Below are 20506 nucleotides of genomic sequence, written 5' to 3' on the forward strand. Positions count from 1 at the left end.
CGAACAGCAGCCAAAGGCGCTTCTCGCCGACAAAGGCTACGGTGCCGATGCAATCCGCGCAGACCTGATGAGCCGTAGCATCCAGGCGGTCATCGTGGGCCGATCAAACCGCCGCGGTAAGATTGAACATGGCCGTACACTCTACAAGAAACGCAGCTGCATCGAGCACATGTTTGGCGGTTAAAAATCAAACGGGCCATCGCCACCCGCTATGATCAGCTTGCAACCAGCTTCATGAGCATGGTCCATATCGCCACCGTCAGATACCGGCTCAATTCGTCCGCCCCGACTAAAACATCATCCGCATGCCGAACGCGGCGGATACGCCCGATACGTCATCACCTGAAGCACGCGCGAGCCGGGCGGTGCCAGCAAGCTTGCGCTCCCAATGCACACCAACGTAAGGCGCAAACGAACGATTCCGCTCATAACGCAGGCGCGCTCCGAGTTCGAAGCGCTCGAAGCCGGCCCCCACGTTCAGCGCGGACACGTCCTGAAACGCGAAATCGACTTCGGCTTCCGGCTCGACCACCAGCGACTGGGTGATGCGCTGCTGGTAGCCCGCCTTGCCACGCGCATGGACGTCCCCCTTCTCCGACACGAGCAACTGGCCTGTCACGTCGAACCAGTAGGGCGCCAGCCCCTCGATGCCGACCAGCGCGTAAGTGCGCTGCGGATCAGGCCGAAAATCGTGGCGCATGCCCAGTTGCAGGTTGAACCAGGGGTCGAGCGCGTGACGCCAATAAGCGGCCAACTCGATGCGTTCGGCCCGCTTGCCCAAGCTGCCCTCGCCTTCGCTGGCGAGGACCATGCGGTCGATGTCGCCGCCATACCATGCCTGCCCTTCCCAGCCGAAACCATCCTTGCCATTTGCGGCGCGATATTCCAGCCGGTCGATCTGCAGCGCAAACGTGGAGAAAGTCATCTCCCGGACCATCGCCTTGCGCGAGGCGGCCATGCGATCGGGCGCGAAGAAGAGATCGGCGGGATGGTCTGCCGGCACCGGCGGCGCGGGCGCGTCGCCCGGCTGATCGGCCACGGTCGCACCGGGAATGGAGTGTGCGGAATGGTCTATCGCCGGAGCTGCATCCTGCGACATATCCATGCCGGACATGTCATGGTTCATGCCCGAATGATCCATATGAGAGTGGTCCATGCCTGCATGATCCTGTGCCCACGACGGGACAGGCACAGCGATCATCAGCAGGGCCGGGATCGACTGCAGAGAGGCAGGGTGCAGCGCCATCAGCCCTGTCTCTCCGCCTGCTCGCGTCGCACGGTGACCACGCGCATCATCCCCGCATGCATGTGCAGCAGCATGTGGCAATGAAATGCCCAGTCTCCCTCGCCGTCCGCCGTCAGATCGAACGCGACCTTGCCGCCGGGCAGAACGTTGACGGTGTGCTTGCGTACGCGGTGGCCGGGTTCACCCTGCACCAGTTCGAAGAAATGCCCGTGCAGATGGATCGGGTGCGGCATCATCGTGTCGTTGATCAGGGTGACGCGGACCCGCTCGCCGAGCCGAAACGGAATCGGCGCCGGGTTCTCAGACATCGCCACGCCGTCCATCGACCACATGTAGCGTTCCATGTTGGCGGTAAGGTGGACCTCCACCTCGCGCGTCGGCACGCGTGGATCGGGGTTGGGATCGCGCGAGCGCAAGTCCGCATAAGTGAGCACCCGGTGGTCGGCGTCCTCCAGCCCGGTCGGGCGATCGGCGAGCCGGTCCACCGGCATTGGCGCCAACGTGGCGACACCCGGCCCCATCTTCACCGAGGGCGCAACCGATGCATCGCGCATCTTCATCGAATGCCCGCCCATGTCGGCATTGGCGGGCTTAGACAGGTCGATCTCGCCGGCCTCGCCCATGTCCATGCCGGACATGTCCATACCCATGTCACGCATGGTCAGGAGCGGACGCTTGCGGATCTGAGGAAATGCGGCGACAAGGCCCATGCGCTGCGCCAGCGTCGCGCGGACCTGCCCCGAACGGTCGAGCGCCTCTGCGATGACGGCATAGCTTTCCGCCTCGCCCGGTGTAACGACGAAGTCGTAAGTCTCGGCAATCGCGATCTGCACTTCGTCGGTCTCGACCGGCTGCACCGGGTTGCCGTCCGCCGCCACCACGGTCAGCGGCAGGCCGGGAATGCGGAAATTGAAGTTGGTCATCGACGAGGCGTTGATCACGCGGAGCCGCACCCTCTCACCGGTTGCGAACAGGCCGGTCCAGTTCTCCGCCGTGCCATGGCCGTTGATCAGGAAGCTGTAAGTCGAACCCGTTACGTCCGAGATATCGGTCGCATCCATTCGCATCTGCCCCCAGGCGAGGCGATCCGGCAGCGACTGGTCCCCGTTCGCCTTCGCCCCCGCCATCAGTCCTGCCAGCGTCTGCTTCTGGCGATTGAAATAGCCGCTCATCATCTTGAGCCGACGCATCTGTTCGTGGGGGTGGAGCGGGCTCCAATCGCTCAGGACCAGCACGTGTTCGCGCTCGCCGGCAAGCGGGTCTTCTCCAGCGGGGTCGATGACGATCGGGCCGAACAGCCCCTCGGCTTCCTGCATGCCCGAGTGCGAATGATACCAGAAGGTTCCCGAATGGGTCAGCGGAAGCTCGTAGGTGAAAGTCTCGCCCGGATCGATGCCGGGGAAGCTGATACCCGGCACGCCGTCCATCTGGAACGGCACCAGCAGCCCGTGCCAGTGGATGGAACTCTGTTCGCGCAGCCTATTGGTGACAGCGATCCGCACCGTCTGTCCTTCGCGCAGGCGAAGCAAGGGCGCGGGCAGCGTGCCGTTGACCGTCACCGCATGGCCGGTACGCCCCCCGGTAGCAAAGTGGCTCTGCCCGATCTGCAGCGCGATGGTGTCACCCGACAACACCCCCGAACCGGCGCTGGCATCCGCGATCCCCCGGTTCCGCTGCGCGCCCATGCGGGAAACAGCCCTGCCATTCCGACGCTGCCAGCCAAAGCCCCCCCATCGCCAGGAATTTACGGCGGGGGACGGCGCTTCGGGCGCAAGTTTCGAAGATCGACATGCCCTCTTATACGCGCCGCGCTCGCTTATCCCTCGACCAGATGAGACAATTCTGACGTGCCCTGTAAATGCGCGTTCTACGGCGTTGTGGTGGATGTCGATCCACGCGGACTACATGCGCCCCCTCCATCTGTCGCGCTTTCCCCAGCAAAACGCAGGAGCCAGAAACTGACTGTCTCCCCAAAATGCTTCCCTCCGGAAATGAAAGGCCGCGGCGACCGGATACCGATCGCCGCGACCGCTGCCGTTTGACAGGGGGTTAGCATTGCTGACCCGTCGGCAGCACCATCAGTCTCGTTCGTCGGCGCAAGCACACCAATCCGGATTAAACGGACATACGGACTCACCATCGACGAGCTTGCAAAGAACTGGATTGGAACATACAAGGAACAAATGTCTCGTACCTCCATCATGGATCGTCTCGAAATCCTTGCCGACGCCGCCAAGTACGATGCCTCATGCGCTTCCTCCGGGACCACGAAACGTCACAGCCGCGATGGACGAGGCATCGGTTCGACCGAGGGGATGGGAATTTGCCACGCTTATGCGCCCGACGGACGGTGCATTTCCCTGCTCAAGCTTCTGCTGACCAACCATTGCATTTTTGATTGCCATTACTGCATAAACCGCAAGAGCTCCAACGTACGCCGCGCGCGGTTCTCGCCGCAGGAAGTGGTCGATCTGACGCTTTCTTTCTATCGGCGGAACTATATCGAGGGCCTGTTCCTCAGTTCGGGTATCGTGAAGTCGTCCACGCATACGATGGAACAACTTATAGAGGTTGCGCGCATCTTGCGCGAAGAGCACGATTTTCGTGGCTATATCCACCTCAAGACTATCCCGGAAGCTGACCCCGAACTCGTGGCGCAGGCAGGGTTGTGGGCGGATCGCGTATCGATCAACGTCGAATTGCCGACAGACGCCGGGCTTTCCCGTCTGGCTCCCGACAAGAACAGCAAGACGATCGAAGGCGCCATGGGCAGGCTTTCAAGCGCCATCACCGAGGCACACGACGCCCGCTCTCGCTTTCGCAAAGCACCTGTCTTCGCGCCGGCGGGGCAATCCACCCAGATGATCATCGGCGCGGACGGTGCAAGCGACGCGCAGATCGTCGGTAAGGCCAGCACGCTTTATGACCGCTTCTCTCTCAAGCGTGTCTACTATTCCGCCTTCAGTCCAATTCCCGAGGCCAGCGCCGTGCTGCCGCTCAAACGCCCCCGCTGATGCGAGAGCATCGGCTCTATCAATCGGACTGGCTAATGCGCTTCTATGGGTTCGCTCCACAGGAAGTGCAGCAAGCGACGGAAGACGACGGCATGCTTCCGCTCGACATCGATCCCAAGTTGGCCTGGGCACTCAAGTTCCGCGACCGGTTTCCGGTCGATCTCAATCGTGCTCCGCGCGAGGCGATGCTGAGGGTGCCGGGGCTTGGCGTAAAGGCAGTCGACGCCATATTGGTCGCGCGGCGGCATCGGTCGATCCGGTTGGACGATCTTGCGCGGCTCAGTGTTTCGGTGAAGAAGCTGCGCCCGTTCATCGTCACGGATGACTGGCGCCCTACTCTGCTCCTCGACCGCGCCGATCTCCGCGCCCGTCTCGCGCCACAGGCCCGGCAGATGGAACTTTTCGCGTGATCGCGGCGGCTATGGTGCAGCCCGACGATTTCGAGGCATGGCGCGATGAAGCGCGGCGACTGGTGGCACGCGGAGTCTCGCCTGACGCGACCGCCTGGGGAGAACCGGATGGGCCGGCGGATCTCTTCGCCACGGCCGTCCTACCTAACCTGCCGTCCGATCCCTTGCCCCAAGTCCGCGCCAGCCGGGCCTTTCTCGACCTCGCCCGGTGCGTCATCCTGCACCGCGATCCGACCCGGCTGAGCCTGCTCTATCGCGTGTTGTGGAGACTGCAGAAGCACCCTCGACTGATCGAGGATCTGGCCGATCGCGACGTCGCGACGCTGGAAGGCATGGCGAAGCAGGTGCGCCGCGACATTCACAAGATGCGCGCCTTCGTCCGGTTCCGCTCCACGCCCGATCAGGACGGCATCGAACGATTTGTCGCCTGGTTCGAGCCCGAGCATCGGATCGAGCGTGCCAATGCCGATTTCTTCGTCAATCGCTTCGCCAGCCAGCGCTGGTCGATTCTGACGCCGCGCCTTTCACTGCACTGGGACGGTGAGCAACTTCTGGAAGGCCCGGCCGTCTCCCGCGGGGACGCCCCGGCAGAAGATGCGACCGAGGAACTCTGGCTCGGCTATTACCGCTCGATCTTCAACCCGGCGCGACTCAAGGTGGGCATGATGCTCAAGGAGATGCCCCGGCGTTACTGGAAGAACCTGCCTGAGGCGCGCCAAATTCCCGATCTCATCGCCGGGGCACACAAGCGCGAGGCTGCCATGATCGCCACCGGCGCCGACTTGTTCGAAAGAGAAGCCAAACCCGCCAGCCTACAGGCGATCGCAGGAGGAATTGCGCAGTGCCGCCGCTGTGCGATCGGTTGCAACGGCACTCGGGCGGTCATGGGCGAAGGCCCCCGAATTCGGACCTCATGATAGTCGGTGAACAGCCCGGCGATACCGAAGAGCGAGAGCACAGGCCTTTCATCGGACCGGCCGGACAATTGCTCGATCAGATACTTGGCGAGGCCGGGGTGAACCGCGCCGGAGCCTACGTCACGAACGCGGTCAAACACTTCAAGTTCACGCCTCGCGGCAAGCGGCGTCTCCATCAGCCCCCGACTGCCGGGGAGATCGACATCTGTCGCTGGTGGCTGGACGGAGAGCGTGCCTTGGTAAAGCCAAAGGTCGTTTTGGCTCTCGGCGCGAGCAGTGCACGGGGGTTGCTGGGACGCACGCCGGCGATCGGACGAGAGCGCGGCCAAGCCATCCGCCTTTCCGATGGCACGCTAATCTGGCTTACCGCGCATCCAAGCTATTTGCTTCGCCTAGATGGCGATGCACGCACACGCGAACATGCGCGCTTCGCACAGGATATTGCCGGTCTCGCGCAGATTCTTGCGGCGAATGGAGTTTCCCAAATGCAACTCCAAAGGGAAATGCGCGTTAACTGAGACGGCAAACATTGAAGGGGAATGGTCATGGCCAGCGAATGCACTGCCTACCGCGACTCCAAGGGTGGGCTTCACAGCAGCCCTGAACGCGCAACGCTCGAAGACCTTGCCGGCGTATTGGGCCGGGTGGGAGACGAAGGCGGGATGACGTCGGGCGTCGCCCGCATGATTTTCGACAAACGCAGCGAAATCGAGCGTATCTTCGCCGAACATGACCATATGCTGGAAGCGGCTCCGCCAGCCGCGATCGAGCCGGGTCATCACATTCGCGCGGTGAACTGAAATCATTTGATCTGCTCCGCCGTCATCCCGACATCGCGATCAATGTCGGGATGACGGCACTTCCCCGAAGGCGTGCGAACGTCTATCAGGCTGCCCGATCAAGAGTAGCCCAAGACATCCGCGCCCTTTCTTCGTGACCGCAGAAACCTCCCCCACAGCCGGCCTCGAAGCGGCTTTTCTCGAACATCGGGAGAAGCTGTTGCGCTTCCTGCGCGCGCGCGGCGCCGGGGATGCGGCCGAAGACCTCGTGCAGGAGGTCTGGCTGAAGATCAGCGCCAGCCGCCTCGGCCCGGTCGCTTCACCGCTATCCTATCTCTTCCGCACCGCCGACCTGCTGATGATCGACCGTTTCCGCTCGACCAGGCAAGCGGACGTGCGTGACCGGGACTGGTCCGACGTGAATGCAGGTGATCCGCCGGGCGTTTCCGCAGAACCCTCCGCCGAACGCCGCATGGCCGCCGCGCAGGAGGCCGCCAGCGTGCTGGCCCTGCTCGACGGGCTGGGTACGCGGACGGCAACGATCTTCCGCCGCCACCGTATCGAAGGCACGGCGCAAAAGGTCGTAGCGGCGGAAATGGGCCTCAGTTTAAGCACCGTCGAAAGCGATCTGCGGATCGCTTACCGGGCGTTGGCGGAATGGAAGGAACGGTCGAAATGAGGCCCGCGATGAGGCTGCAGCCGATCGTCTCCGTCATCGCCGATGAAGGAGCGCCCGATGGCGAACGAAATGGCGAGTGACAATGGTATCCGGGACGCGGCGCTCGGCTGGGCGGTGCGTGCGGGTGACCCCGCGTTCGCCGACTGGGAGGCGTTCACCCTCTGGCTGGAGGCCGACCCGGCGCATGCGCGCGCTTATGACGAAGTCATGGCTTCGGTAGCCGACGCGGCCGAACTCGTGGCCGCCTCCGGCCCGGCCAACGACGATGCCCCTTCCGCCGAACCCGCGCGCCGCCGTCGCCCCTGGCTGGCGAGTGCGATCGCCGCGAGCCTTGCGGTCGTGGCGGGGTTCTGGGCCTTCCAGGGGCAGCAACGCGATCTCTACACCGTCGAGACGGCGCTGGGCGAAACCCGCCGCGTGACGCTCGATGCCGATACCCGCATCGAACTCGCAGGCGGCACCGCAGTCGAGTTCGACCGCAAGGACAAGCGCTATGCCCGGCTGGAACGCGGGCAGGCGCTGTTCACCGTGCGTCACGATGCCGCGCATCCCTTCGAGGTCGCCGTCGGCAACGAGCGGCTGGTCGACATCGGCACCGTCTTCGACGTTCGCCACGATGCGCTGGGACTGAGCGTCGCGGTCTCAGAAGGCGCCGTGCAGTTCGATCCAGACGGCGCCGACGTGCGCGTATCGCCCGGCGAAGTCCTGCGCCGCCCGGCGGGAGCCAGCGACTATACGCTCACCCGACTGCCCACCGAGCAGGTCGGCGAATGGCGCGAAGGTCGCCTGACTTTCGAGAGCGCTTCGCTCGAGGACGTCGCAGCACAACTCAAGCGGGCCACCGGCATCGAATATGTCGCTGCATCCAGCGCTTCGGGCGCGGTTTCCGGCTCGATCCTCGTGGCGCCGCTGCGTAAGGACCCGGGCTCGATCGGGCCTCTGCTGGGACTGTCGGTGCGGTCCGAAAACGGACGCTGGATCATCGGCTCGCGCTGAGGCGATGCGCGGCGCCATCTGCATCGTGGCGGCCGCAGCGGCCATGCCCGGCACCGCCTCCGCGCAGGAGGTGGCTGTCGATACGCGCGCCGGATCGGTCGGGCAGGTCGCGATCGATCTTGCGCGCCAGACCCGCTCCAGCATCGTCGTGTCCGATCCGGTAGTGGCCTCCCGCATGGTCCCGGCGATGCGCGGGCGGATGGGGGCCGCGGAGGCGGTGCGGCTGCTGGCGCGCAGGGCGGGCGGCCGGGCCATCGCCGTCGCGCCCGGCGCCTGGCGCATCGAGGCCACAGCTACCGTCAGACCGCCCGCTCCCCGCCCTACCCCTGCCCGCGCGGCAATGCCTGTAACCGTCCAAGCCGAGGCGGCCAATCCGATCGTCGTCGTCGCCTCCAAACGCGACCTCACCCTCGGACAGTTGCCGGGACAAGTCACCATCCTCGACGGGGAATCGCTGGAGGTCGGCGGCGTCGGCGGCACGGAGAAGATCACGCAGCGCGTCGCCACCGTCACATCCACGCACCTTGGCAGTGGGCGCAACAAGCTGTTCATTCGCGGCATCGCGGATTCCAGTTTCACCGGGCCGACGCAGGCAACGGTGGGGCAGTATCTCGGCGACCTCAGGCTCAGCTACAACGCGCCCGACCCGGACCTGCGCCTGTCCGACATGGCACGGGTGGAAGTGCTGGAGGGGCCGCAGGGCACGCTCTACGGCGCCGGATCGCTGGGCGGCATCATCCGCCTCGTGCCCAATGCACCGGTTGTCGGCGAGACCGAAGGCGCGATTTCGGTCGGCGGCTCGCTGACGCAGAGCGGTGCGCCCGGCGGCGATGCGGCGGCTATGGTCAACGTGCCGCTCGGCAACTCGGTGGCCTTGCGCGCCAACTTCGATGCGGCGACGCTGGGCGGCTATATCGACAAGCCCTTGCTCGGCCGCAAGGATGTCAACCGCACACGTATTCTGGGCGGCCGCGCCGGTCTTCGCGCGGAGATCGCGCCGGACTGGACGGTCGATCTCATTGGCCTCGGCCAGTCCACCGATGCGCGCGACAGCCAGTACGCCGGCCGCAATGCCCGCCCGCCGCTGACCAGCAGCGCGCAAGTTCGCGAGGGTTCGGACGCCGACTACCTGATGGGCCAACTGGTGATCTCCGGCCGCGTCGGCGAAGTGCGCGTGCGCTCGACCACCGGCGCGGTGCGCCAGCATCTGGAAGAACGCTACGACGCCACCGTCGATCCCGACGCACCGCGCCTGTTCTCGCAGGAGAACCGCACGCGCATGATCGCGCACGAGACGCGGATCTGGCAGCCCGAGACCCGCGGTTTCGGCTGGCTGGTCGGCGCCAGCTATACGCACAACCGCACGGTGCTGACGCGCAGTTTCGAGAACTTCGTGACGACCACCGCCGCCACCGGCGTGCGCAACACCATCGACGAGTTCACCCTCTACGCCGAGGCCAGCCTGCGCATCCGCCCCGGTCTTACCGCGACTGCGGGCGGGCGTCTGACCCACTCGCGGCTTGACGGCTCAGGTGAAGACGTGATGCCTGCCGTGTCTTTCGCCATGGCGCAGGCCCGGGCGCAGGTCACGGCAGACCGCACGACCACCACCGTGCTCCCCTCGCTGGCGCTCAACGCCGAAGTGATGGAGGCCACGAACCTCTACATGCGCTACCAGGAGGGCTTCCGCCCCGGCGGCTTCGCGATCGAGAGCGACTTCGTGCGCCGCTTCCGAAGCGACCGGACGCGAACCTTCGAGTTCGGCGTGAAGCACGGCCAGCCCGGCGTCAGTCCCTTCGATCTTGCGGCCAGCGTCTCCTACACGCGCTGGCGCGATATCCAGGCCGACTTCATCGACAATTCGGGCCTGCCGAGCACCGCCAACATCGGGGATGGCCGGGTCTGGTCGGCCAGCGTGACGGGGGCGTCGAGCTGTTGCAAGGCCTGAGGCTGGAGGCCGGGGCGACGTGGAACCAGAGCAAGGTCGACCAGCCACCCGCCGAGCTGCTCGGGCTCGTTGCGCGATCGATGTCGGCCGTCGACATGTCGCCGTCGGGGCTGCTCGACGCGACGCTCGCCCGGTCGATGCAGGTGCCGAACATCGCGCAGTTCTCGGGCCGGATGAGCCTCGGCTGGAACCGCGAGATCGGCGAGAACCTGCGGCTGACCGCCAATGGCTGGGCCAGCTATGTCGGCAAGTCGCGCCTCGGCATCGGCCCGGAACTGGGTGATCCGCAGGGGGATTACCTCGACAGTGGTGCTGACCTGCGGGTCGGGACCGAGCGTTACGGTGTGACGCTGACGCTCAGCAACATCACCAATTCGCGGGGCAATCGCTTCTCGCTCGGGACGCCGTTCGGGACCGGGCGGGACCAGACGACGCCGCTGCGGCCGCGTACGGTTCGGGTCGGGCTGGACGCGCGGTTTTAGGAAAGAAGGAAGGCCCACTCCCGGCCCCTCCCGCAAGCGGGAGGGGGGAAAGACGGGGTCACCCTCCCGCTTGCGGGAGGGTCGGAAGGCTTGGCGATTTATCGCCTAGCCGGACGGGGTGGGCGAGAGCGCAGCGCCTCGATCTCCATGCGGATCACGGTAAGCACCCCGTCAAGCTGACCGAACACCGCTTCGTTGGAAAAGCGCAGCACCCGATAGCCCTGCTCCGCCATCCACCGATCCCGCGCAGCATCGTAGTCCAAGCGAAGCCCGTGGGATTAGCCATCAAGCTCCACCACAAGCGATAACTCGCGACACAGAAAGTCGGCGAAGTATGGCCCCACCAGCATCTGCCTGCTGAATTTTGCCCCCAGCGCCGAGCGGGAAATATATCGCCACAACCGCCGCTCCGCTGGCGTCGCTTCTCTGCGTAGCAAACACGCCCTGCCCGTATCCCGAAGTCCAACCCCCGCCATCCGCCGAATTTCGCGCCAAAACCCAGCGGCACGAAATGAAATGTCGGCACGCCGGAACTTTTTCCAAGGCTGCCTCCCGGCGCCTCCGTCTCAAGGGTCAGACTACAGACCTAAAAGGGACGAAGATGCCTTCCCAGCTTACCGCCAGGACCCTGCTTGCCACCACCGCCGTGCTCGCCTTCGCGACCGCCGCGCATGCCGAGGACGTCAAGACCAAGCTCACCGCCCCCATCCGCACTTCAACCATCAAGAGCGGCGCGGCGGATGCCATCAACATCACCGCCGAAGGCTCGGTCGTCCTGACCTCTGGCACCGCAGTCACGCAGGACAGCAACCACGCGGTCACCAACGCGGGCACTATCACCATCACCAATTCCGACGGCGCAGTCGGCATCAATTCGGTCGCAGGCGCCAGCGGTGACATCACCAACACCGGCACCATCACCGTCGACGAGACCTACACGCCGACCGACACCGACAAGGATGGCGACCTCGACGGTCCCTTCGCGCTGGGATCGAACCGCGTCGGCATCCGCACCCAGGGCGACCACACCGGCAAGCTCACCCAGAACGGCAAGATCATCGTCGAGGGCAACGATCTGGCGGGTATCCAGCTTGGCGGCAAGCTGACCGGCGCCTTCACACATGATGGCTCCACCACCATCGTCGGCGACCGCACCATCGGCGTTTCGGCGCAGGGTATCGACGGCAACGTGCGCCTTGCGGGCACCGTCTCGGCGCAGGGCAAGGACGCGATCGGCGCGCGCTTCGCAGGCGACGTCAACGGCGCGATGGTCGTGCAGGGCACGGTAGCCGCGACCGGCTATCGCTACACCACCCCGCCCGCAGATCCGTCGAAGCTCGATGCCGACGACCTGCTGCAGGGCGGCTCGGCGCTGATCGTCGAGGGCAACGTGACCGGCGGGATCATCCTCGCCGCCGCGCCCAAGGCCGACCCCGCGAAGCCGGACTCCGATGGCGACGGCATCGACGACAGCAAGGAAGGCACCGCCAAGGTCGTCTCCTACGGCAACGCCGCCGCCATGCAGGTGGGCGCGACCGATCACGCCGTCACCATCGGCCCTGTCGCCAACACCGGCAGCAAGTTCGGCCTGATCATCGAAGGTTCGGTCGAGGGTCAGGGCCTCTACTCCGGCGTGGCCGCCAATGGCCTCGTCATCGGCGGACGCGGCGGCGCGGTGACGATCGCCAACGGCATCGGCGTATCGGGAGCGGTGGTCGCTACCGCCAACGGTGCCAACGCCACCGCCCTTCGCATCGGCGCCGGCGCGACGACGCCGCTGCTGCAGAACACCGGTAACATCGCCGCAGCATCGGGCAATGCCGACAATGCGCTGGCGACTGCCGTGCGCATCGACGCGGGCGGCAACCTGCCGACCATCCGCAACAGCGGCACGATCAAGGCCGTTGCCGGCGAAAAGGGCTCGGCCACGGCCATCGTCGACGCCAGCGGCACCCTGAACCTGATCGAGAACGCAGGCACCATCTCGGCCACCGGCGCCAAGGACGGCGCGCGCAACATCGCCATCGACTTGCGCGCCGCGACCGGCGACGTCACCGTCAGGCAGACGCAGGTGGCCTCCGGCGTGACCGCGCCCGCCATCGTCGGCGACGTGCTGTTCGCGGGCGGCAACGACCTGCTCGACCTCGCCGATGGGACCCTCACCGGCAACGTCGCTTTCGGTGCCGGCAACAATACGCTGAACCTCTCGGGCGACGCGGTGCAGACCGGCAACGTGAGCTTCGGCGCGGGCACCGACACCGTCTCGCTGGCGGGCACCAGCGGCTTCAACGGCGCCATGGACTTCGGCGGCGGCGCGGACGTGCTGAACATCTCGGGCAGCGCGTACTTCTCCGGCTCGATCACCAATTCGGCGCAGCTCGCGGTGAAGGTCTCGGGCGGCGTGCTCGATATGCAGAAGCCGGCATCGGTGGCCTCGCTGGACATCGGCAGCACCGGTGTCGTCCTCGTCACGCTCGACAAGACGGCGGGTGCCGGTTCGTCCTACACCGTTTCGGGCAACGCGACTTTCGCGGAAGGCTCCAAGCTGGCGATCCGCCTGGCCGACGTCTCGACCGCCGAGGGCACGTACCAGGTCCTAACCGCAGGTAGTCTGACCGGCCGCGACAAACTGACCACCAACACCGACCTCGTCCCCTTCATGTTCAAGGCGGAACTGGACAAGGACGCGGCGGCCAACACCATCGTCGTCGACGTCTCGCGCCGCACGGTCAGCGAACTCGGCCTCAACCGCTCGGGCGCGGCCGCCTATGACGCGGTGTTCAAGCAGCTGGCCAAGGACGACAAGATCGAGCAGGTCTTCCTCGGCCTGACCAACGGCGATGCCTTCCGCTCGGCCGTGGGCCAGATGCTGCCCGACCACGCGGGCGGCGGCTTCGAGGGTATCAGCCTCGGCACTCGCGCCCTCGCCCGCCAGATGCAGGACCCACAGGGACCGATCACCGCGAGCGGCCGCTTCTCCACCACGCTCAACATGGCGATCTGGGGCAGCGACCGGAAAGCGGGCAACACCGCCGCCTACAAGCTCAACGGCTATGCCTGGTCGGCGACCGCCGAGTACCAGACCGGCATCGGCAAGTTCGGCGGCACCGTCGCCTACATCAACAACAACCACAAAAACGGCGAACTGACCGACGTGAACTCGGACGCCTTCGAACTGGCGGCGCACTGGCGCGGCAAGTTCGGCCCGGTCAGCGCCTTCGCGCGCGGCTCGGCCGGCACAGCCAAGTTCGACGGCGAGCGCAACTTCTACGGCATGGTCGGCTCGGAGACGGTGCGCCGCACCATGGACGCCAAGTGGGACGGCAAGTTCGTCACTTTCGCAGGCGGCGCCGCGATCGAGGGCGGCTCGCAGTTCTTCTTCTTCCGTCCGGGCGTGACGGTCGACTACGTGCGCCTGAAGGAAGACGGCTACTCGGAAACCGGCGGCGAGAAGCTGAACCTCACCGTCGCCTCGCGCACCAGCGACGAACTGGCGGTGAACCCGAGCATGACCGTGGGCATCGACTTCCTCGGCATGAAGGCACGGGACGAGAACTGGTTCCGCATGGAAACCGAAGGCGGCTGGCGCGAGATCGTCAATGGCGGCATCGGCTCGACCACCGCGCACTTCGAGGGCGGCGACAAGTTCACCCTCGAAGGCGACGGCGCGACAAGCGGCTGGTTCGCGCGCCTGCGTGCGATCGGCGGCTCATCGGGCTTCACGATGGGCGGCGAACTCTCGGCCGAGGATCGCCACGGCCGGGTCGATCTCGCCCTGCGCGGCTCCGTGACCATTGGCTGGTAAGGACAGGACGATGCGTGGACCACTCCTCTGCGGCATCGTACTGGGCGCCGGGCTGCTGTTAAGCTGCGCCCCCGCGTGCGGCCCGGCGCCGCCTCCTCCCCGCTCCGGCGGGGAGGAACTGCGCATATCGCGCGGTCCGTGCTTCGGGTTCTGCCCGGTGTACAAGGTGGCCGTGACACCCGCCGGACGCGTGGACTTCACCGGCGAGCGGCATACCGCCGTGCTGGGCCAGCGTGCCCATTCGGTCGGCCGCGCGACGTACGAGGACGTGCGCCGCGCCCTCGCCCCGATGCGTCCACAGACCGGCGAAGAGCGTGCCCAAGCCTGCACCGAGGCCGCCACCGACATGTCGAGCGTGACCGTCGAGTGGATCGGCGCGGACGGCCGCCGCACCGCGCTCACGTACAACATGGGCTGCCGTTCGCCGGAAGGCTCCGCGATGGCACGCACGGTTGAACAGCAACTCGGCCGCCTCGGCGTCGAGAAATGGGCCGCGCAGAAGACCTGGCCGGGCGACAGCCGGGGCTGAGGTGCGGCGGCATCCCCTCCAGTCCTCCCCACCTTCGTCATTGCGAGCGCAGCGAAGCAATCCAGGGCAGTCTCGAGCCACCCTGGATTGCTTCGCTGCGCTCGCAATGACGAAACGAAGGACGCCGACGAAGCGAGGGGACGCCCCGTCAGTCCATGAACCCCCGCTCGTTCAACGCATCGAACTTGCGCACGCCGGAAACGTCGATGCGCTCGGCCCAGCCGCCGAGCACGGCCGTCACTGCCGGTTGCGCAAGGTGCGTGGCCAGTGCAGCCTCGTCACGCCAGCGTTCGAAGACCAGCACCGTCCCTGCTGCCGGATCATCGATGGCGAAGTGGTAGTTAAGGCACCCGTCCTCCTTCAGCGTCGGCTCGACCAGCCCGCGCAAGGTCGCGGCAAGGTCTTCGACGAGCTCGGGAGCGGTCTTCAGGTGTCCGGCAAGAATGATCATCGTGAGGTTCCTCTCGTTACCACGCGGGGGCATCGCCGCCGGGGACGGCAGGGCCGGTCAGCCAGTCGCCGGTGATGCCGATGCGGATTTCGGAGCCCTTCGGCACTTCGGTCCCGGCATCGGGAGTGACGAACATGATCCGGTTCGGTGCCCAGACCGAGCCGATGATCTCCTCCTCGTCCTCCGACAGCGTGACACCGGCGGCCGCGCACATCTCGCGCGCGCGCTCACGCGTCTGGCCGCGCACTTCGGGGACGTAGGCCTTGGCCGGGTCCTCGTGCACCCTGAGCACGCGCGCATTCTCGCGTTCTGCTTCCTCGGCAGCCAGCGTCTCGTCGAATTCGGGTCCGTGGTAGTCGATCTCCCAGTCGAACGAGATCATGTTCTCGAGGATGTCCGGCAGGAACGGCGTCATCCGCAAGTGCGACCAGTGCGACATGTAGCGCTCCATCGCCTCGTAGGTGTCTATGTCGCAGCAGTTGGCGAAGTCGAAATCGCCCGAGTGGAAGCGCGTGTGGACGACTTTGCCATGGCTGTAGTCACGCACCTCGCGGTTGAGATGCGACAATTTCTTCACCTCCTCGATGAAGAGGTCGATCTTGGCCGGATCGGCATCCTTCTTGAACTTGAGCATCACGACGTGACGGATCATCGGTCTCTCCCCTATCGCGCCCGCGCCGCGATTGGTTCGCGGGGACTCGGCGCTGCGGGAGGAAGACTAGCGCGGCGGGTTTAAGGCCATGCCTGTCAGATAAAACAGGTGCCAAAAGCGCTCCTTACCTCCGGGCAACCGTTGCGCATCCGTCCGATTGCGTATCAAATCATTGCTACACCTCCTCCTCCAGTTGACGCGGGAGCCGGGCGGGTGTGTGCAAAATCCGCAGAGGCATATCGGCACCGTGCGGCCGGGCGGTATGCTGCAGGAGAGGATCAAGAGGTGGCCCGTCCCTTCGCGCCGCGTTTCGCGGTCTATGTCGCACTGGTGTTCATGCTACTCGGCGTGCTGCAACTGGCTGCCAGCCTCGTGTTCTACCAGTCGATCGACCGGCAGACGCTGAACGAGGACCACGCGCGCCGCATCGGCGAACTGCTCGTCGTCAGCGACCGCATCCACTCCGCCGATCCGCGCCTGACCGCGCCGACCATGAGCACGCGTCACCTCGCCGCCGCCGTTGGCAATGCGCCCAGCGTGGCGACCGCCACGACCGACGAGATCCCTCATCCGCATCGAGCGGCGCATCATCGAGTGGGAGCCTTCGCTCGGCGGGCGTTCGCTGCGGCTGGCCATGCAGGGACCGCCGGGAGGCAAGTGCGATCTCGTCGGCGCGATCCGGCTGGCGGACGGGCACTGGCTCAACTTCCGCTCGCGCGATATCAACGCGATGTGGCCGGTGGCGCTGCGGGCGACGGTGCTGACGCTTGCGACGACGGTGGCCTTCCTCGCCATCGGCCTCGCTGCGCTGCACGTGCTGACCCGCCCGCTGCGCCGCATGAGCGATGCCGCCGACGCCATCGGTCGGGGCCGGCAAGTGGTCATCGCCGAGGGTGGCACCCCGGACTTGCGCCAGCTCGCCCACTCCATGAACCTCATGCAGGAGCGCATCGCGCGGCTGCTGCAGGATCAGGCCAGGTCGTTCGAGGCGATCAGCCACGACTTGCGCACGCCGCTCTCGCGCCAGAAGGTCGCGGCGGAACTCATCGACGATGCCGAACTGGGCGGGGTGATCCTTGCCAGCGTGGACGAGATGGAGGCCCTGCTCGCCTCGCTGCAGCGCTTCCTGCGCGCGCAGCATCTCGACGCCGAGCCCGAGACGCTGGACCTCACCGAAGTGGTCGCGCACGTGCTGCACCCTTACGGGACGCGCGCCCGCTTCGATGCCTCCGTCCCCACCCTCGCCCGGACCTTCCGCGAGCCGGTGGAACTGGCGCTGGCGGCGTTGGTGGAGAACGCCATCCAGTTCGGCGGCGAGGCTCAGGTCGCCGTGCTCCGCCACGAAGGGCACTGGCGCATCGAGATCGCCGATTCCGGACCGGGCATCCCTTCCGCCTATTTCGAGGCGATCCTCGACCCGTTCTTCCGCCTCGACGCGGCGCGGGCGCGGGACACCAAGGGCTTCGGCCTCGGCATCCCGACCGCGCACCGGCTGATGGCGCGCTTCGACGGCCAGCTTTCCTTCGCCGCCGCGCCCGAAGGCGGCCTGATCGCGCGCCTGGATGTGCCCCAGCCGCCAATGGGTTGACGAAGATCGTCGTCCCGGACTTGATCCGGGACCGCTGGCAGTCTTTAGATGCGAGCTTGCCGCGGGACGGCCCATCGAAAGGTGGGCTTTTCACGGCCAGCGGTCCCGGATCAAGTCCGGGACGATGAGAGAATATGGAGAGCGACCTGTGAACTGGTGGACCATCGACGAAACCCATGACCCTGCCCGCAAAAGCTGGGTCGACAGCGCCGACGGCCACCACGACTTCCCGGTCCAGAACCTGCCCTTCAGTGTGTTCTCCACCTCAGAAGAGACACCGACGCGGATCGGTGTTGCGATCGGCGACCAGATCCTGGACATCCGTGCACTGGCCACAGCAGGCCTCGTCCCCGCAAACCTCGCCGAAATCTGCAGCGATGCGGACATGGCCCGCCTGCTGGCCATCCCCGCGCAAGACCGCCGCCCCCTGCGCCATGCCCTCTCCGACCTGCTCTGCGACGAAACCCGCCGCCCGGTCATCGAGCCCATGCTGCACCCGGTCGAAGCCTGCATGCTGCACCTGCCGACACGCATCGGCGACTACACCGACTTCTATGTCGGTATCCATCACGCCAACAACATCGGCCGCCAGTTCCGCCCGGACAACCCGCTGCTGCCCAACTACAAGCATGTGCCGATCGGCTACCACGGCCGCGCGTCCTCGATCCGTCCCTCGGGTGTTCCGGTCGTGCGCCCCACCGGCCAGCGCAAGCCGCCCGAGGCCGATGCGCCGATCTTCGCGCCGACTGCAAGGCTCGACTACGAACTGGAGATGGGCGTCTGGATAGGCCGCGGCAACGACCTCGGCGAGCCCGTGCCGATCACCGATGCTGCGCAGCATATCGCCGGTTTCTGCCTGCTCAACGACTGGTCCGCGCGCGATGTGCAGGGGTGGGAATACCAGCCGCTCGGCCCGTTCCTGTCGAAGAACTTCCACTCGACGATTTCGCCATGGGTCGTCACGCCCGAAGCCCTCGCGCCCTTCCGCGCGGCCCAGCCGCCCCGACCGGAAGGCGACCCGCAGCCCCTGCCCTATCTGTCTGACGCGGATGATCAGGCCCACGGCGCGCTGGGCGTCATGCTGCAGGTCCACCTGACCACGCAGGCCATGCGCAAGGCCGGGCTTCCGCCCCATCGCCTCAGCCACGGCCCGGCGACCAACATGTACTGGACGGTGAACCAGATGGTCGCGCACCATGCATCCAACGGCTGCAACCTGACGCCCGGCGACCTGCTCGGCACCGGCACGATTTCCGCTCCCGAGCGGGAGGGTTTCGGCAGCCTCATGGAATTGTCGCAGGGCGGCAAGTCGCCCCTCACCTTGGCCAGTGGCGAGACCCGCACGTTCCTGGAGGACGGCGACGAAATCTCCATCACCGCCACCGCCGCCGCTGAGGGCTTCGTTTCCATCGGTTTCGGAGAATGCCGCGCCCGCATCCTTCCGGCACGCTGAAACCAACACTTGCGCCCACCCCTGCCTCCCGGTATCCGCCGGGAACAAGATCGCGCCGGTGCCCCGCAAGGGGCTTAAAAGGGAAGGCGGTGGGAACGGTTCGCCGTTCGAGATCCGCAGCTGTCCCTGCAACTGTAAGCGGCGAGCGCGATGCACATCGCTTCCCCCTCACCGTGCGGGGAGGCAGCCACTGAGGCCGGACGCTGCGACATGCGAGGCTTCGGGAAGGCCGTGCATCGATGCGTTGACCCGCGAGCCAGGAGACCTGCCGGCGTCTGGTCGCTCTTGCCTTGGTCCAGGGGATGGCTGCGGCACGGTTCACCGTCTGAGCGACGACACGCATGCGGCTTAGGGGCCGCAGCGGAGCAGGTCGCCGGGCGTCTTCGCGCCTGTCCGTCGCCCCTGCCCCGCGCCGGCGCGAAAGCGCCGGTACGCCCCGCCGCGAGAAGTCGCCGGCGCGGGAGTTGAGAGCCTTGAGCAAAGTACCCACCACCGTCATCACCGGCTTCCTCGGCGCCGGCAAGACCACGCTGATCCGCCACCTGCTGCAGAACGCGAAGGGCCGCCGCCTCGCCCTCGTCATCAACGAGTTCGGCGACGTCGGCGTCGACAGCGAACTGGTCAAGGGCTGCAACGACGAGGCCTGCCCCGAGGACGATATCCTCGAACTCGCCAATGGCTGCATCTGCTGCACCGTGGCCGACGACTTCCTGCCGACGATGCAGAAGCTGCTCGACCGCGAGACCCCGCCCGACCACATCATCATCGAGACGTCGGGCCTCGCGCTGCCCAAGCCACTGGTCAAGGCCTTCCAGTGGCCGGACATCCGCACCCGCGCGACGGTGGACGGCGTGATCGCCCTGATCGACGCCGATGCCGTCGCCGCCGGTCGCTTCGCCACGGACGAGGAAGCCCTCGCCGCCGCCCGCGCCGCCGATCCCAACCTCGACCACGACAGCCCGCTCGAGGAACTGTTCGAGGAACAGCTGGGCTGCGCCGACATGGTGGTGCTCAACAAGACCGACCTCGTCGATGCGGACGTGCTGGCCGAAGTCGAGAAGACCGTCGCCGCCGAGACGCGCGCCGGCGTCAAGATCGTGCGCGCGGACCACGGCGCGGTCGACATCGCCGCGCTGCTCGGCATCGTCGCGGCGGCCGAGGACGACCTCGACAGCCGCAAGTCGCACATCGACGGCCTCGACGACGATCACGACCATGACGACTTCGACACCTTCATCCTGAACGGCGGCGAAGTGGCCGATCTCGACGCGCTGCTGGCGGGCATGAAGGAACAGATCGCCGCGCATGACGTGCTGCGCGTGAAGGGCATGGTCGCGCTGGCGGGCAAGCCCAGCCGCCTCGTGCTGCAGGGCGTCGGCCCGCGCATCCAGCACTTCTTCGACCGCGCGTGGAAGCCCGAAGAACCGCGCCGCACGCAGCTGGTGGTGATCGGCCAGAAGGGGCTCGATCAGGCCGCCATCGAAGCCGCGCTGGCAGGCGTGCTGGGTTCGGTCCCGGCGTGATTCCTTCTCTCTCCCTTCGTCATTGCGAGCGGCG

General features: G+C 66.3%; 14 protein-coding genes, 4 pseudogenes and 1 riboswitch. Of the genes and pseudogenes, 12 read left to right on the forward strand and 6 right to left on the reverse strand.

All coding sequences use genetic code 11. The annotated features are described in order from the left end of the window. Nucleotides 1-289: 289 nt before the first annotated feature. Together KZO24_RS08385 and KZO24_RS08390 are read right to left on the reverse strand one after the other, a co-directional pair. Nucleotides 290-1156 (reverse strand): copper resistance protein B, encoded by an 867-nt coding sequence (locus tag KZO24_RS08385; protein ID WP_486487112.1) that lies wholly within the window; start codon nucleotides 1154-1156, stop codon nucleotides 290-292. An 89-nt stretch (nucleotides 1157-1245) separates the two neighbouring features. Beyond that, nucleotides 1246-2951, reverse strand: a pseudogene (locus KZO24_RS08390) (copper resistance system multicopper oxidase). A 478-nt stretch (nucleotides 2952-3429) separates the two neighbouring features. Here KZO24_RS08390 and KZO24_RS08395 point away from each other — a divergent pair. The 7 genes and pseudogenes from KZO24_RS08395 to KZO24_RS08425 all read left to right on the forward strand — a co-directional run bounded on the left by KZO24_RS08395 (nucleotide 3430) and on the right by KZO24_RS08425 (nucleotide 10471). Further along, nucleotides 3430-4670, forward strand: a pseudogene (locus KZO24_RS08395) (putative DNA modification/repair radical SAM protein). After that, nucleotides 4667-5587 carry a TIGR03915 family putative DNA repair protein gene (locus KZO24_RS08400; RefSeq protein ID WP_486487113.1) on the forward strand — a complete coding sequence of 307 codons (921 nt, stop codon included), beginning with the start codon at nucleotides 4667-4669 and terminating at the stop codon, nucleotides 5585-5587. The pseudogene KZO24_RS08395 and the gene KZO24_RS08400 overlap by 4 nt, the downstream one beginning before the upstream one ends. Beyond that, nucleotides 5512-6105: a UdgX family uracil-DNA binding protein gene (locus KZO24_RS08405; RefSeq protein ID WP_486487114.1), complete on the forward strand. Its 594-nt coding sequence runs from the start codon at nucleotides 5512-5514 to the stop codon at nucleotides 6103-6105. The genes KZO24_RS08400 and KZO24_RS08405 overlap by 76 nt, the downstream gene beginning before the upstream one ends. Before the next feature lie 27 nt (nucleotides 6106-6132). Next, nucleotides 6133-6387 carry an RNA-binding protein gene (locus KZO24_RS08410; RefSeq protein WP_370425397.1) on the forward strand — a complete coding sequence of 85 codons (255 nt, stop codon included), beginning with the start codon at nucleotides 6133-6135 and terminating at the stop codon, nucleotides 6385-6387. A gap of 133 nt (nucleotides 6388-6520) precedes the next feature. Then, nucleotides 6521-7045, forward strand: coding sequence for an RNA polymerase sigma factor (locus tag KZO24_RS08415; protein ID WP_486487115.1), 525 nt, complete (start codon nucleotides 6521-6523; stop codon nucleotides 7043-7045). 57 nt (nucleotides 7046-7102) lie between these two features. Then, the gene (locus KZO24_RS08420) at nucleotides 7103-8041 is read left to right on the forward strand and encodes a FecR family protein (RefSeq protein WP_486487116.1); all 939 of its coding nucleotides are present in this window, start codon (nucleotides 7103-7105) and stop codon (nucleotides 8039-8041) included. 4 nt (nucleotides 8042-8045) lie between these two features. Then, nucleotides 8046-10471 (forward strand): annotated as a pseudogene (locus tag KZO24_RS08425) (TonB-dependent receptor). A 98-nt stretch (nucleotides 10472-10569) separates the two neighbouring features. Here the strand turns inward: KZO24_RS08425 and KZO24_RS08430 are convergent. Next, nucleotides 10570-10947 (reverse strand): annotated as a pseudogene (locus KZO24_RS08430) (endonuclease domain-containing protein). A 125-nt stretch (nucleotides 10948-11072) separates the two neighbouring features. Between KZO24_RS08430 and KZO24_RS08435 the strand changes: the two are divergent. Continuing rightward, a complete protein-coding gene (locus tag KZO24_RS08435) occupies nucleotides 11073-14276 on the forward strand; it encodes an autotransporter outer membrane beta-barrel domain-containing protein (RefSeq protein WP_486487117.1) in 3204 nt (1067 codons plus the stop codon). Between the two features lie 10 nt (nucleotides 14277-14286). Then, nucleotides 14287-14805, forward strand: coding sequence for a DUF6438 domain-containing protein (locus tag KZO24_RS08440; RefSeq protein ID WP_486487118.1), 519 nt, complete (start codon nucleotides 14287-14289; stop codon nucleotides 14803-14805). 148 nt (nucleotides 14806-14953) lie between these two features. On the opposite strand, the gene KZO24_RS08445 is transcribed toward KZO24_RS08440, so the two are convergent. The 3 genes from KZO24_RS08445 to KZO24_RS08455 form a co-directional block, all read right to left on the reverse strand. Continuing rightward, complete coding sequence (locus KZO24_RS08445; protein ID WP_370424218.1) at nucleotides 14954-15256, reverse strand: putative quinol monooxygenase; 303 nt, start codon at nucleotides 15254-15256, stop codon at nucleotides 14954-14956. A 16-nt stretch (nucleotides 15257-15272) separates the two neighbouring features. After that, on the reverse strand, nucleotides 15273-15908 hold the full coding sequence (locus tag KZO24_RS08450; protein WP_370424220.1) for a Dabb family protein: 636 nt from the start codon (nucleotides 15906-15908) through the stop codon (nucleotides 15273-15275). Nucleotides 15909-16247: 339 nt separating this feature from the next. Further along, nucleotides 16248-16544 carry a hypothetical protein gene (locus KZO24_RS08455; RefSeq protein ID WP_486487119.1) on the reverse strand — a complete coding sequence of 99 codons (297 nt, stop codon included), beginning with the start codon at nucleotides 16542-16544 and terminating at the stop codon, nucleotides 16248-16250. Between KZO24_RS08455 and KZO24_RS08460 the strand changes: the two genes are divergently transcribed. The 3 genes from KZO24_RS08460 (at nucleotide 16543) to cobW (ending at nucleotide 20472) form a co-directional block, all read left to right on the forward strand. Next, nucleotides 16543-17496, forward strand: coding sequence for a sensor histidine kinase (locus KZO24_RS08460; RefSeq protein ID WP_486487120.1), 954 nt, complete (start codon nucleotides 16543-16545; stop codon nucleotides 17494-17496). The genes KZO24_RS08455 and KZO24_RS08460 overlap by 2 nt on opposite strands. A 148-nt stretch (nucleotides 17497-17644) precedes the next feature. Further along, the gene (fahA, locus tag KZO24_RS08465) at nucleotides 17645-18949 is read left to right on the forward strand and encodes a fumarylacetoacetase (RefSeq protein ID WP_271181558.1); all 1305 of its coding nucleotides are present in this window, start codon (nucleotides 17645-17647) and stop codon (nucleotides 18947-18949) included. Between the two features lie 39 nt (nucleotides 18950-18988). Next, nucleotides 18989-19236, forward strand: a riboswitch (cobalamin riboswitch). Between the two features lie 186 nt (nucleotides 19237-19422). Then, nucleotides 19423-20472, forward strand: a complete 1050-nt coding sequence (gene cobW / locus KZO24_RS08470; protein WP_271181559.1) for a cobalamin biosynthesis protein CobW — start codon at nucleotides 19423-19425, stop codon at nucleotides 20470-20472. Nucleotides 20473-20506 lie beyond the last annotated feature (34 nt).

The organism is Novosphingobium sp. NFX11 (assembly GCF_057376415.1).

Bases quoted from the DNA above. Each gene is read 5' to 3' on its own strand.
- KZO24_RS08385 (WP_486487112.1), bottom strand. From the start codon at position 1,156: ATGGACCACTCTCATATGGATCATTCGGGCATGAACCATGACATGTCC.
- KZO24_RS08410 (WP_370425397.1), top strand. From the start codon at position 6,133: ATGGCCAGCGAATGCACTGCCTACCGCGACTCCAAGGGTGGGCTTCAC.
- KZO24_RS08420 (WP_486487116.1), top strand. From the start codon at position 7,103: ATGGCGAACGAAATGGCGAGTGACAATGGTATCCGGGACGCGGCGCTC.
- KZO24_RS08435 (WP_486487117.1), top strand. From the start codon at position 11,073: ATGCCTTCCCAGCTTACCGCCAGGACCCTGCTTGCCACCACCGCCGTG.
- KZO24_RS08440 (WP_486487118.1), top strand. From the start codon at position 14,287: ATGCGTGGACCACTCCTCTGCGGCATCGTACTGGGCGCCGGGCTGCTG.
- KZO24_RS08445 (WP_370424218.1), bottom strand. From the start codon at position 15,256: ATGATCATTCTTGCCGGACACCTGAAGACCGCTCCCGAGCTCGTCGAA.
- KZO24_RS08450 (WP_370424220.1), bottom strand. From the start codon at position 15,908: ATGATCCGTCACGTCGTGATGCTCAAGTTCAAGAAGGATGCCGATCCG.
- KZO24_RS08460 (WP_486487120.1), top strand. From the start codon at position 16,543: ATGCAGGGACCGCCGGGAGGCAAGTGCGATCTCGTCGGCGCGATCCGG.
- KZO24_RS08455 (WP_486487119.1), bottom strand. From the start codon at position 16,544: ATGGCCAGCCGCAGCGAACGCCCGCCGAGCGAAGGCTCCCACTCGATG.